The sequence below is a fragment of the Vreelandella boliviensis LC1 genome (genome assembly GCF_000236035.1).
In the GTDB taxonomy this organism is placed as follows: Bacteria; Pseudomonadota; Gammaproteobacteria; order Pseudomonadales; family Halomonadaceae; genus Vreelandella; species Vreelandella boliviensis.
Window position 1 is genome coordinate 88,389 of record NZ_JH393257.1, and the last position, 12,169, is coordinate 100,557.

A 12,169-nucleotide genomic window follows, 5' to 3' on the forward strand; every position below is an offset into this window, starting at 1 on the left:
GCGAGTTTGCATGATACCGAGCATCCTTCCGCCGTCACAGAGGCTATCGTATAGAGTTCAGTACAAGAACGTCGTAACAGGAGCAAGTAATGCTACCTTGGCTTTCCTCGCAACATCCTAACTTCCCAACTACCTCTAGGGCCCTGGCCTCCCCCAATGGCCTGCTGGCCGCCGGTGGGGAGCTCTCGCCCGTTTGGCTGGTAGAAGCCTATCGGCAGGGCATATTTCCCTGGTTCAGCGACGACGACCCCATTTTGTGGTGGAGTCCAGACCCGCGCATGATACTCCTACCTGAGCAATTTAAGCAGCGTCGTAGCCTTACTAAACGATTACGCCATGGTGGCTTTCATATCACCCTGGATCAACACTTCGACCAGGTGATTCAGGCCTGCGCCGCTCCGCGTGGTGAAGAGGCGGGCACCTGGATCACCGACGAGATGCGCGAGGCCTACGGCCTGCTGCACGCCCTGGGCATTGCCCATAGCATCGAAGTCCATCAACACGGCCAATTGGTGGGCGGGCTGTATGGCGTCGCCATGGGCCCGGTGTTTTTTGGCGAGTCGATGTTCTCACTCGTCCCAGATGCCTCGAAGGTAGCGCTTGCCCATCTCGCCCGGGCCATGCGTGAACATGGTGGTAAACTCATTGACTGCCAAATGCACACGCCCCATCTGGCAAGCCTGGGCGCTATTACAGTCGCTCGCGAGGCATTCATCAACTATCTTAAAAACTGGTTACCCGATAAGGCGTTTACGTTAACCACATTACCCACTGAGGCACCCACTGTACCCGCATCGCTCTGGCTTAACGCGATTGCCGCCGAGAGTAATGTATAGCGATGAATTTATTCTGTTTTACCCAGGAGGCAAGCTGTGAGTAGTAACACTCCGCGTCGGCCGGTAAGGGATTTGCGCTTTTTCCTTACCGTGCCGCACGCCTGTAGCTATTTGCCTGGCAGGGAAGCGACAACACTGTTTCTCGACCCTCAGGAGTCGCCCGTCCCTGGCGTATATGACTCGTTGGCGCTGCTAGGGTTTCGTCGTAGTGGGCGTCATCTTTACCGCCCTCACTGTGAGGGTTGCAATGCCTGCCGCTCAGTGCGCATTCCGGTTGAACAGTTTGCGGCTAACCGCACTCAACGTAAAATTTGGCGCCGCAACGCCGATATTAATGTGCGTGTTGTGGCCGCTCACTTTGCATCAACCCACTACACTCTTTACGCCAATTACATTCGCCAGCGCCATGCCGACGGTGATATGTACCCCCCCAGTCGCGAACAGTACCGTACCTTTCTCACCCTCGATGAGCCCTATGCCCATCTAATGGAGATGTACCTTGACGACGAATTGATCGGTGTCGCTGCCTTTGACCAACTGGAGCATGGGCTCTCGGCAATCTACACCTTCTTTGCCGTTAGCGAGGCCCTGGATAAGCGTTCGCTAGGCACCTTTGCTATTCTTAAGCTCATTGAACTCAGCCGAGAAAAAGCGCTGCCGCACCTTTATTTAGGGTATTGGATCGAAGAGTGCCGTAAGATGCGCTACAAGCAGGCTTTCGCACCATTGGAAATACTCGATGGGCGCCATTGGCGGTCGTTAATTCGCTAAACATGCCAGCTTTTTTGCCTTGACGGCGGGCTTACGGCACAATATAGCGCTGTTTCTTGAGCGCCCACCTTGCGGCACTCAAATTCTGACCGATTATTACATTACTAACTCATCAGTGAGGACATGCCTATATGGCACGCGAAGATCATATTGAAATGGAAGGCGTTATCGTCGATACCCTTCCGAACACCATGTTTCGGGTTGAGCTGGAAAACGGTCACGTTGTTACCGCTCATATCTCCGGCAAAATGCGCAAAAACTATATCCGCATTCTGACCGGCGACAAGGTAAAAGTAGAGCTGACACCGTACGACCTGTCCAAAGGCCGTATCGTTTACCGTTCGCGCTAAGTCGTTGCACCGTTAACGCGCTCGACTGATCTCAACTGTTGCTAAAACTTAGTTTCTGAAAATTAGTTTCTGAAAATTAGTTTCTAAAACTTAGCTCCTGCAACTACAGCGCCGTTCAGCGTCCATGGCGGTTCACTGAAAATGACAACGCCCCGTCAATGACAGGGCGATGCGTTTTTATGCATATAGCATGAGCTTTAATGAGACAGCTTTTAGCGCGGCTTAGCGCCCTTTTCAGGGCGCATCTGCCATTTCAGTCTCTGTGGAAAGGTGCAGCTCGCCCTCTTCCAGGCTGACGTGAACAATACCGCCCTGGTCCGCCAATTCGCCAAACAGAATCATCTCGGCTAATGGCTTCTTCAGCTTCTCTTGGATCAGGCGCGCCATGGGACGTGCGCCCATGTCAGGATCATAGCCTTTATCAGCCAGCCAATCCCGCGCCATGTCGTCCACATCCAGCTGAACACGCTTCTCATCCAGTTGTGCCTGCAGCTCGATCAAGAACTTGTCGACGACATTGCGTACCACTGAAACCGGCAGCGCGTGGAACTGAATGATGCCATCCAGGCGGTTGCGGAATTCCGGCGAGAAGGTGCGACGGATCACTTCCATGGCATCGGTGGAGTGGTCTTGATGCTGGAAGCCAATCGAACGGCGCGACGCCTGCTCTGCACCTGCGTTAGAGGTCATGATCAGGATAACGTGGCGGAAGTCCGCTTCACGGCCATTGTTATCCGTTAAGCGTCCGTGATCCATGACCTGCAGCAGCAGGTTAAAGACTTCCGGGTGCGCTTTCTCAATCTCATCCAACAGCAGCACACAGTGCGGCTGCTTGGTGACCGCTTCAGTCAGCAGACCACCCTGGTCGTAACCGACGTAGCCCGGAGGGGCACCGATCAAGCGCGATACGGTGTGACGCTCCATGTACTCAGACATGTCAAAGCGCACCAGCTCGATGCCCATGATATGCGCAAGCTGTTTGGCCACTTCGGTTTTACCCACACCCGTGGGGCCTGCAAACAGGAAGCTACCGACGGGCTTGTCAGGGGATTTAAGCCCAGCCCGAGACAGCTTAATGGCTGCAGAGAGACTATCAATCGCTTCATCCTGACCGAACACCAGCATTTTCAGGTCGCGATCCAGCTTCTCAAGCAGCTTGCGGTCGGAGCTTGAAACACTCTTCGGCGGAATACGCGCGATAGACGCCACCACGGCTTCAACTTGCTCGACATCGATCGTTTTGGCACGCACTTCCGGCGGCAACAGACGCTGGTGCGCCCCTGCCTCGTCGATTACATCAATCGCTTTGTCGGGCAGGAAGCGGTCATTGATGTAGCGATCCGCTAAGCGTGCTGCGCTTTCAAGCGCGCCATCGGTGTACTTCAGCTCATGGTGCTCTTCAAAGCGTGAACGCAACCCTTTGAGAATCTTGATGGTGTCGTCCACCGACGGCGCCATCACATCGACTTTTTGGAAGCGCCGCGCCAGAGCACGATCTTTCTCAAAGATGCCGCGGAATTCTTGGAACGTGGTCGACCCAATGCAGCGCAACTCGCCCGAGGAGAGCAGTGGTTTGAGTAGGTTAGACGCATCCATCACGCCGCCTGACGCCGCACCGGCACCAATGACGGTGTGAATCTCATCGATAAAGAGTACCGCGTTAGGCTGCTTGCGCAGCTCGCTCAGCAGACTTTTAAGACGTTTTTCAAAATCACCGCGATACTTGGTACCGGCCAGTAGCGCACCCATGTCCAGTGAGTAGACCACTGCATCGGCAATAACATCGGGAACGTCTTCTTCAACGATACGCTTGGCGAGGCCTTCGGCCACCGCGGTTTTACCCACGCCCGCTTCGCCGACTAACAGCGGGTTATTTTTGCGCCGCCGGGCCAGAATTTGCACCACGCGCTCAAGTTCTTGATCACGACCAATCAGCGGATCAATTTTACCCAGTCGCGCTTGCTCGTTCAGGTTGGTCGCGTAGCCAGTGAGAGGATGCGCAGCGCCCTCACTACCCCCCTCTTCCGCGTCTTCACTCTCTGATGAAGAGGGCGAGGGAGACGGCCCGTGGCCAGCCACCTTGGAGATACCATGGGCGATATAGTTAACCGCATCGACCCGTGCAACGCTCTGCTGCTTAAGGAAGTAAACCGCCTGGCTTTCTTGCTCGGAGAATATCGCTACCAGTACATTGGCGCCGGATACTTCGCTTTTACCAGATGACTGAACGTGGAAAACCGCCCGCTGCAAAACACGCTGAAAACCAAGCGTCGGCTGGGTCTCGCGATCTCCCTGGCCTTCTGGGATCAGTGGCGTGGTCGAGTTAATAAAATCCTGCAGATCGGACCGCAGCTTGTCGAGGTTAGCCCCGCAGGCCTTCAGTACGTCTACCGCTGAGGCATTATCTAGCAACGCTAGCAGCAGGTGCTCAACGGTCATAAACTCATGGCGCTTTGAACGCGCCACGGTGAAGGCCGTGTTCAGGGTCATTTCAAGTTCTTTGCTCAGCATGGCAGTCCCCTTTTCGCTACTACCTAGGGCGTATCGCCACCTAGGGCTTGCGTCGGATCAGTTTAATCGACCGGCACTCTCAACATCGGGTACAAATGGCACGGTTGCAAGCCTCACCACCAATTATTTCTCAACGCTTTTAATTGGCAGCCTCAATATCACTTATCAACGGATGCTCACACTCACGGGCGTATTCGTTTACCTGATAGCTTTTTGTTTCAGCTATATCGCGCGTAAACACGCCACAAGTGCCCTTTCCTTGGGTATGTACTGCGAGCATGATCTGAACGGCCGTCTCGCTATCCAAATTGAAAAAATCTTGCAGCACTTCAATAACAAATTCCATCGGTGTGTAATCGTCATTGTGAAGCACCACCTTATAAAGCGGTGGTTGCGCCAGCGCCGGTTCTGCTGACTGCACCGCAATATCACCATCTTCATCGGGCATATTTGGCCGCGTCATTCCCGCTTGCACGGGTAATACGGCTAAGCATGAACTATCTAGGTTGGGCATAAGCAGCACGGTTGGTTGTCTCGACACTGACCGTTGGAGGCGTCTAAATGAAGTTGTCTACTTTTCAGACGCTGCCGATCAGCAAGGGTTCATGGAAAACACAAAATTAACATATAAGATAAGCCAAAAAACCCTCGCCCACTACGGTAGGCGAGGGATATCACAGCGTTTGTATGCGCCTTGCCCAGTGGCTGCGCAGGCTGTTTATGAAGCGCCTGTTTTTAAAACCCTAGCCGTTGGCTACCATAGCAAGCGCTTCGTTGAGCGTTTTGCTCGGGCGCATGACTTGGCTAGCCAACTCGCCATTAGGGTGATAATAACCCTTAAGATCAACGGGTTGCCCTTGAACACTGTTGAGTTCATCGATAATGGTAGTTTCGTTGGCTTTCAGCGTTTCCACAAGGCGGGCAAAGCGTGTTTTCAGTTCAGCGTCTTGATCTTGAGCTGCCAATGCTTCTGCCCAGTAGAGCGCCAGGTAGAAATGGCTTCCGCGGTTGTCCAACTCACCCACTTTACGTGAAGGTGATTTGTTGCTTTCGAGAAACTGGCCGTTAGCTTCATCCAGCGCTTTCGCCAGCAGCTTAGCACGGTCATTGCTAAAGCGTTTGGCGAGGTGCTCTAAAGAGGCAACCAGCGCCAGAAACTCGCCAAGGCTGTCCCAACGTAGGTGATTCTCTTCAAGCAACTGCTGAACGTGCTTAGGCGCGGAACCACCAGCACCGGTTTCAAACAGGCCACCGCCATCCATCAGGGGAACGATAGATAACATTTTGGCACTGGTGCCTAACTCAAGAATCGGGAATAAATCCGTCAGGTAATCGCGCAGGATGTTGCCCGTCACAGAGATAGTATCGAGGCCACGAATCACACGCTCCAGGGTGTAACGCATTGCCCGAACCTGAGACATGATATGGATCTCGAGTCCATCCGTGTCATGATCCTTGAGGTACGTTTTGACCTTTTTGATCAGCTCGTTCTCGTGCGGACGGTAAGGGTCAAGCCAGAACACCGTCGGCATACCAGAATCACGGCAGCGCTCTACCGCCAACTTGACCCAGTCGCGAATCGGCGCGTCCTTCACTTGGCACATCCGCCAGATATCGCCCTGCTCCACGTTTTGGGTCAACAGCACTTCGCCAGTGTCCAGATCGGTGATATTAGCAACACCGTCTTCCGAAATTTCAAAGGTTTTGTCGTGGGAGCCGTACTCTTCAGCTTTTTGCGCCATCAAGCCAACGTTGGGTACGGTGCCCATCGTCGCCGGATCAAAAGCACCGTGCCATTTACAGAAATTGATCATTTCCTGATAAATTCGCGCGAACGTGGACTCCGGCATAACGGCCTTGACGTCCTTAAGACGACCGTCACCGCCGTACATCTTGCCCCCGGCACGAATCATCGCCGGCATCGAAGCGTCCACAATCACATCGCTGGGCGAGTGGAAGTTGGTGATGCCACGAGCCGAATCGACCATCGCCAACTCTGGGCGCTTTTCATGGCAGGCATGCAAGTCGCTGATGATTTCATCACGCTGTGATTCTGACAACGTCTCTATTTTTTCGTAAAGATTGGCGATGCCATTGTTAACATCGACCCCCAGTTCTTTGAACAACTCACCGTGTTTATCAAAGGCGTCTTTGTAAAAAATCTTGATACAGTGGCCAAACACAATCGGGTGCGAGACCTTCATCATCGTCGCTTTTACGTGCAACGAGAACATGACGCCAGATTCACGAGCATCTTCTATTTCCCGCTCGTAGAATTCGAGCAATGCCTTTTTGCTCATGAACATACTGTCGATGATCTCGCCTTCGAGTAGCGGGATATTCGACTTGAGCACCTGGGTCTGGCCACTCTTGGTGGTCAGTTCCATCTTCACATTGCGCGCACGATCCAGCGTTATCGACTTCTCACCGTCGTAGAAATCGCCCTTATGCATGTGGGAAACGTGGCTGCGTGAAGCCTGACTCCACTCCCCCATCGAGTGAGGATACTTGCGCGCGTACTCTTTGACGGCCTTCGGCGCACGACGGTCAGAGTTACCTTCGCGCAACACTGGGTTAACCGCGCTACCTTTGACTTTGTCGTAGCGCGCTTTGATATCTTTCTCTTCGTCACTGCTTGGCTCGTCAGGGTACTCGGGGAGAGGGTAGCCCTGCTCTTGCAGTTCTTTAATCACTGCGCGCAGCTGCGGCATGGAAGCGCTGATATTGGGCAACTTGATGATATTGGCTTCTGGAACCTTAGCCAGCGCACCTAGTTCGGCCAGGTGGTCCTCGATACGCTGCTCTTCAGTCAAGTAATCGGGAAATAAAGACAGAACGCGAGCAGCCAGGGAGATATCCCGGGTTTCCACTTCGATACCAGCAGCGTCGGTGAAGGCGTCAATAATCGGTAGCAAAGAATATGTTGCGAGCGCAGGCGCCTCGTCGGTGAGCGTGTAAATGATCTTCGGCGTTTTAGACATTTTGCGTTAACCTCTTTTTTCTATCGCTGTGATTATAAAGACCCTGAGCGACGCGACTCATTCAACGAGAGACCATGCCGCGAAGCAGGCTGGGCCGTTTTATTTGGCTTTTCCTGACTTTCTCGTTATGTGGCTTTCTCAACTATCAATCGATGGCTGTTGAGGATGCTTGTTGAGAGCGTCGTTGAGCGTGTTGTTAAGACAGTTTTTAAAAGTATACCAGCGCTGCATTTTAATCACATGTGAGATTGTCGACAAATCAAGGGCAACCCCCTAAAGAGATTATGAGCACTTTATATTTACTGCATAAGCCCTATCGTATGCTCTCTCAGTTTACCGATAAACAAGGGCGTGCCACATTAGCCGATGTTATTACTGTGCCGGACGTATACGCCGCAGGGCGGCTAGATTATGACTCTGAAGGCCTGCTGCTGCTCAGCGATGATGGCGAATTGATTCACCGCATATCTCACCCGCGCCATAAGCAGCCCAAAACTTACTGGGTCCAGGTGGAAGGCGATATTAGTGAGGCAGCGCTGAAATCACTGCGCCAGGGAATTACGCTGAAAGATGGCCCAACGCAGCCAGCCAAGGCACGCCAGATAGCCCCACCCGCTAGCGCACCACGCCAACCGCCCATCGACCCTAAGCGCCACCCGTCGACTAGCTGGCTGGAGCTCACCATCAGCGAAGGCCGTAACCGCCAAGTGCGGCGTATGACCGCCCATGTCGGCTTTCCTACTCTACGCTTGATTCGCACCGCCATTGGCCCCTGGCAGTTGGATGGATTAGCCCCCGGTGAATGGCGCACAGAAACCCTACACGCCCCCCGGCCAACTGATAAGCACCCCAATCGGCGAAAAGCTCCGCGAAAAGATCAGCGAGCGCGGCCCGCCGCAAAACACAGGAAACCCTAATGAGCCTTATTCGCAGCACGGCAGCCTGTGTCATTCAGCAGGGTGAGCGCTTCTTGATGGTGGAAGAGCAGCGCGGCGGCCCGCAGAGCGTGTTTAACCAGCCAGCCGGGCATATAGAAACCGGCGAAGGCCCCATCACCGCCATTCTGCGCGAGGTATTGGAGGAGACTGCTTGGCAGGTATCGCTCACCGGCTATCTGGGCCTGTACGTTTTTCATACCGGCGATGGGCAAACGTTTCATAGCCACGGTTTTGTTGCCGAGCCGCTTCATCAGCTCGGTCGCGCCATTGATCCCGAGATATTCGCTACTCACTGGCTCACAGTTGAGCAAATACGCTCGTTGGATCAACAGTCACGCCTGCGCAGCCCGCTAGTACTCAAACGTATTGAGGACGCACTCGGCGGCCCTTGTTACCCGCTTGCAGTGATTCGCGAGTGAAGCACTCGAAGCCATTACCCCCCATCGTGTATAATCCTCGCCCAATTGCACACTGTTCTTTTGCACACCGCTTTTTTGCACACTACTTCTACTGAGGATGCCTATGTCATCCAATACCGAGTCATCCAGCACTGGCTCAACCATTACCGAGCCCTCTGCTAACGGCAAAGTGATTGTCGGTATGTCCGGCGGCGTAGACTCGTCCGTTTCTGCCCTTCTCCTCATGCAGCAAGGCTATGAGGTAGAAGGCCTGTTTATGAAAAACTGGGATGAAGACGACGGCACCGAGTACTGTACGGCCAAAGAGGACCTCGCCGACGCTGAGGCGGTCTGCGCCAAACTGGGCATTAAACTGCATACTGCCAACTTTGCCGCGGAGTATTGGGACAATGTATTTGAGCACTTTTTAGCTGAATACAAAGCAGGCCGCACGCCCAACCCGGATATTCTGTGTAACCGGGAGATCAAGTTTAAGGTGTTCCTCGAGTACGCCGAAATGCTGGGTGCCGACAAAATCGCCACCGGTCACTATGTTCGGCAAGGCATGCGAAATGGCCGCCCGCGCCTACTTAAAGGCCTGGATGGCAATAAAGATCAAAGCTACTTCCTGCATGCGGTACCGGAAGCTGCTATTGCCCGCACCCTGTTCCCCGTTGGTGAGTTGGAAAAACCCGCTGTGCGTGCCTTAGCTGAACAGCACGAACTGATTACCGCCAAGAAAAAAGACTCCACCGGGATCTGCTTTATCGGCGAGCGGCGCTTTCGCGACTTCCTTCAGCAGTACCTGCCCGCCCAGCCCGGCACCATTGAAACGCCAGATGGCGATGTGATTGGCGAACATATGGGGCTGATGTACTACACCCTGGGCCAGCGCCAGGGCCTAGGCATTGGTGGGCTTGCCAACTACTCCGAAGAACCCTGGTACGTGGCGGCAAAAGATCTTGATCGCAATGTGCTGGTCGCGGTGCAGGGTAAGCATGATCAGCTGCTCTACTCCGATACGTTGACTACAGAGGCCATGGACTGGGTAGCGGGCGAGCCGCCGGTTCAGCAGGGTCGCTTTACCGCCAAGACGCGCTATCGGCAAAGCGACTGCGACTGTGAAATGCGCGCTCTGCCCGACGGCGGTGTAGAGGTTACCTTCGACGACCCACAGTGGGCGGTAACCCCAGGCCAGTCGCTGGTCCTTTACGATGGCGACATTTGCTTAGGCGGTGGTGTGATTCGCGCTACCTGGAAGAAAGCCGCGGAGGCCGCTGCATGAGTCCAATCACCCCGATTCATCGTGCCCCCGACTCCCCGGCCGCTCGCCAAGCGCTTGCCCTAGCGGGCGTGTTTCAAGCCGCCAGTCTGGTTGACGAACTCGCCCGCACCGGTCAAGTCGACCCGCGCGCCTGGGAAACGCTGATTGAAGCCACCGTGGATACCAACCCGGAGAACTTCGAAGCGATCTATGGCGGGCACCCCAATAATCTTCGCCGCGGCCTGGATACGTTAGAAGCCCTGGTGGGGCGTAAGCAGGCGAATCCGGTAGTGCTGCGTTACGGCTTTTCGCTGTTAATGCTGATGAACAAACTGCGCACCAATAACGACATGATGGATTCGCTGGGCCAAAAGCTAACCCGCATTCAGGGTCAGGCCGAACACTTCGGCCCCACTCATGAAAACGTGGTCGCCAGCCTAGGGGAAGCTTACCAGGAGACGATCTCCACGTTTAAAACCCGTATCGTGGTGCAGGGCGACCCTTCGTTACTGCAGAGCCGCATGATGCCCGAGCGTGTGCGCGCCTGTTTAATGGCCGGCATTCGCTTTGGGCTATTGTGGCACCAGCAAGGCGGGCGGCGCTGGAAGCTGGTATTCCAGCGCAAAGCGCTACGCCGGGCGCTGGACAGCCTTAGTTAAGCCACTATCCAATCGATTAACCTGCTCTCGACTAATTTTCTTTCGAACTCCCTGGAAACGATGCCATGCAACTCTCCGCTTTAACCGCCCTCTCTCCCGTTGACGGCCGCTACGCCTCTAAAGCCGCCGCCCTGCGCGAACACTTCAGTGAATTCGGCCTGATCCGCGCCCGTGTGATTGTGGAAGTTCGCTGGCTACAGCGCCTGGCTGAGCACGCACAAATTATCGAAGTGCCGAGGCTGTCCGCTGAAGCGACCGCGTTTCTAGAGCAGTTGATTCGTGAATTTTCGCTCGAAGATGCCGAGCGCATCAAAGAGATCGAGCGCACCACCAACCACGACGTCAAAGCGGTGGAGTATTTCCTCAAAGAGAAAATTGCCAATCAAGCCGAGCTGCATGCAGTCACCGAGTTTATTCACTTTGCCTGCACCAGCGAAGATATCAACAACCTCTCATACGGTGTGATGCTAAGCGACGGCCTAAACGCCATGCTGCCCACCATGCACGAGGTCGCCGACGAAATAGCCAAACTGGCGATTGCCCACGCCGCCCAGCCGATGCTGTCGCGTACTCACGGTCAAACGGCTACCCCAACCACGCTGGGCAAAGAGATGGCTAACGTGGCGTATCGTTTAAAGCGCCAGCTTAAACAGATTGAAGCGGTAGAAGTGCTGGGTAAGATCAACGGCGCCGTGGGCAATTACAACGCCCACCTGACCACCTACCCAGAGATCGACTGGGAAGCCAACGCCCGCACCTTTGTGGAAGGCTTAGGATTGACCTTTAACCCCTACACTACCCAGATCGAACCTCACGACTACATCGCTGAATTGTTTGATGCCATTTGCCGCTTCAATACCATCCTGATCGACTTCGATCGCGACGTATGGGGCTATATCTCTCTGGGCTACTTCAAGCAGCGCACGGTTGAGGGCGAAATTGGTTCCTCGACCATGCCGCATAAAGTGAACCCGATTGATTTTGAAAACTCCGAGGGCAACCTGGGCCTGGCCAATGCGGTGCTTAGCCACCTCGCCCAGAAATTGCCCATCTCGCGCTGGCAGCGCGATCTAACGGACTCCACCGTGCTGCGTAATCTGGGCGTAGGCTTGGCGTATGGTCTGATCGCTTACCATGCCAGCCTGAAAGGTATCAGCAAGCTGGAAGCCAATCCCGAGCGTTTAGACGCTGACCTGGATAACAGCTGGGAAGTGCTCGCCGAGCCCATCCAAACGGTGATGCGCCGCTACGGCATTGAGAAGCCTTACGAAAAACTCAAGCAGTTGACCCGTGGCAAACGTATTGACCAAGCGGGCTTTGCGGCGTTTATTGATACGCTTGAACTGCCCAGCGAGGTCAAAACCGAATTGAAGGCGCTCTCACCGGCCAACTATATTGGTAATGCCCAGGCCCAGGCCCAGGCGCTGACACAACAGCTAAACTCTTTATAACAACATTTTA

The 12,169-nt window shown here is 54.4% G+C and carries 11 protein-coding genes; 8 read left to right on the top strand and 3 right to left on the bottom strand.

Annotation, left to right across the window (positions count from 1 at the left end; all coding sequences use genetic code 11):
• Positions 1-89: 89 nt before the first annotated feature.
• The 3 genes from aat (at position 90) to infA (ending at position 1,957) form a co-directional block, all read left to right on the top strand.
• Positions 90-836 (top strand): leucyl/phenylalanyl-tRNA--protein transferase, encoded by a 747-nt coding sequence (gene aat, locus KUC_RS00370; RefSeq protein WP_007111066.1) that lies wholly within the window; start codon positions 90-92, stop codon positions 834-836.
• A gap of 36 nt (positions 837-872) precedes the next feature.
• Positions 873-1,607, top strand: a complete 735-nt coding sequence (locus KUC_RS00375; RefSeq protein ID WP_040479059.1) for an arginyltransferase — start codon at positions 873-875, stop codon at positions 1,605-1,607.
• 131 nt (positions 1,608-1,738) lie between these two features.
• Positions 1,739-1,957: a translation initiation factor IF-1 gene (gene infA / locus KUC_RS00380; RefSeq protein ID WP_007111068.1), complete on the top strand. Its 219-nt coding sequence runs from the start codon at positions 1,739-1,741 to the stop codon at positions 1,955-1,957.
• Between the two features lie 234 nt (positions 1,958-2,191).
• Here infA and clpA read toward each other — a convergent pair whose 3' ends face one another.
• From clpA to KUC_RS00395, 3 genes are all read right to left on the bottom strand, one after another.
• A complete protein-coding gene (gene clpA, locus KUC_RS00385; RefSeq protein WP_007111069.1) occupies positions 2,192-4,468 on the bottom strand; it encodes an ATP-dependent Clp protease ATP-binding subunit ClpA in 2,277 nt (758 codons plus the stop codon).
• Positions 4,469-4,607: 139 nt separating this feature from the next.
• The gene (gene clpS, locus KUC_RS00390) at positions 4,608-4,916 is read right to left on the bottom strand and encodes an ATP-dependent Clp protease adapter ClpS (RefSeq protein ID WP_007111070.1); all 309 of its coding nucleotides are present in this window, start codon (positions 4,914-4,916) and stop codon (positions 4,608-4,610) included.
• 295 nt (positions 4,917-5,211) lie between these two features.
• Positions 5,212-7,449: an NADP-dependent isocitrate dehydrogenase gene (locus KUC_RS00395; RefSeq protein ID WP_007111071.1), complete on the bottom strand. Its 2,238-nt coding sequence runs from the start codon at positions 7,447-7,449 to the stop codon at positions 5,212-5,214.
• 284 nt (positions 7,450-7,733) lie between these two features.
• On the opposite strand from KUC_RS00395, the gene KUC_RS00400 reads away from it, so the two are divergent.
• The 5 genes from KUC_RS00400 (at position 7,734) to purB (ending at position 12,159) form a co-directional block, all read left to right on the top strand.
• Complete coding sequence (locus KUC_RS00400) at positions 7,734-8,366, top strand: pseudouridine synthase (RefSeq protein ID WP_007111072.1); 633 nt, start codon at positions 7,734-7,736, stop codon at positions 8,364-8,366.
• Entirely contained in the window at positions 8,366-8,806 is a 441-nt protein-coding gene (locus tag KUC_RS00405; protein ID WP_007111073.1) for an NUDIX domain-containing protein, read from the top strand. The genes KUC_RS00400 and KUC_RS00405 overlap by 1 nt, the downstream gene beginning before the upstream one ends.
• Positions 8,807-8,909: 103 nt before the next feature.
• Entirely contained in the window at positions 8,910-10,070 is a 1,161-nt protein-coding gene (gene mnmA / locus KUC_RS00410; RefSeq protein ID WP_050804793.1) for a tRNA 2-thiouridine(34) synthase MnmA, read from the top strand.
• Positions 10,067-10,708 carry a high frequency lysogenization protein HflD gene (gene hflD / locus KUC_RS00415; RefSeq protein ID WP_007111075.1) on the top strand — a complete coding sequence of 214 codons (642 nt, stop codon included), beginning with the start codon at positions 10,067-10,069 and terminating at the stop codon, positions 10,706-10,708. Before mnmA ends, hflD begins: the two co-directional genes overlap by 4 nt.
• Positions 10,709-10,773: 65 nt before the next feature.
• Complete coding sequence (gene purB, locus KUC_RS00420; RefSeq protein ID WP_007111076.1) at positions 10,774-12,159, top strand: adenylosuccinate lyase; 1,386 nt, start codon at positions 10,774-10,776, stop codon at positions 12,157-12,159.
• The last annotated feature ends 10 nt before the right edge of the window (positions 12,160-12,169 follow it).

What these genes read in the sequence shown, in the direction of transcription:
- aat (WP_007111066.1), top strand. Translation starts at nt 90, where the DNA reads ATGCTACCTTGGCTTTCCTCGCAACATCCTAACTTCCCAACTACCTCT.
- infA (WP_007111068.1), top strand. Translation starts at nt 1,739, where the DNA reads ATGGCACGCGAAGATCATATTGAAATGGAAGGCGTTATCGTCGATACC.
- clpA (WP_007111069.1), bottom strand. Translation starts at nt 4,468, where the DNA reads ATGCTGAGCAAAGAACTTGAAATGACCCTGAACACGGCCTTCACCGTG.
- clpS (WP_007111070.1), bottom strand. Translation starts at nt 4,916, where the DNA reads ATGCCCGATGAAGATGGTGATATTGCGGTGCAGTCAGCAGAACCGGCG.
- KUC_RS00395 (WP_007111071.1), bottom strand. Translation starts at nt 7,449, where the DNA reads ATGTCTAAAACGCCGAAGATCATTTACACGCTCACCGACGAGGCGCCT.
- KUC_RS00400 (WP_007111072.1), top strand. Translation starts at nt 7,734, where the DNA reads ATGAGCACTTTATATTTACTGCATAAGCCCTATCGTATGCTCTCTCAG.
- KUC_RS00405 (WP_007111073.1), top strand. Translation starts at nt 8,366, where the DNA reads ATGAGCCTTATTCGCAGCACGGCAGCCTGTGTCATTCAGCAGGGTGAG.
- mnmA (WP_050804793.1), top strand. Translation starts at nt 8,910, where the DNA reads ATGTCATCCAATACCGAGTCATCCAGCACTGGCTCAACCATTACCGAG.
- hflD (WP_007111075.1), top strand. Translation starts at nt 10,067, where the DNA reads ATGAGTCCAATCACCCCGATTCATCGTGCCCCCGACTCCCCGGCCGCT.
- purB (WP_007111076.1), top strand. Translation starts at nt 10,774, where the DNA reads ATGCAACTCTCCGCTTTAACCGCCCTCTCTCCCGTTGACGGCCGCTAC.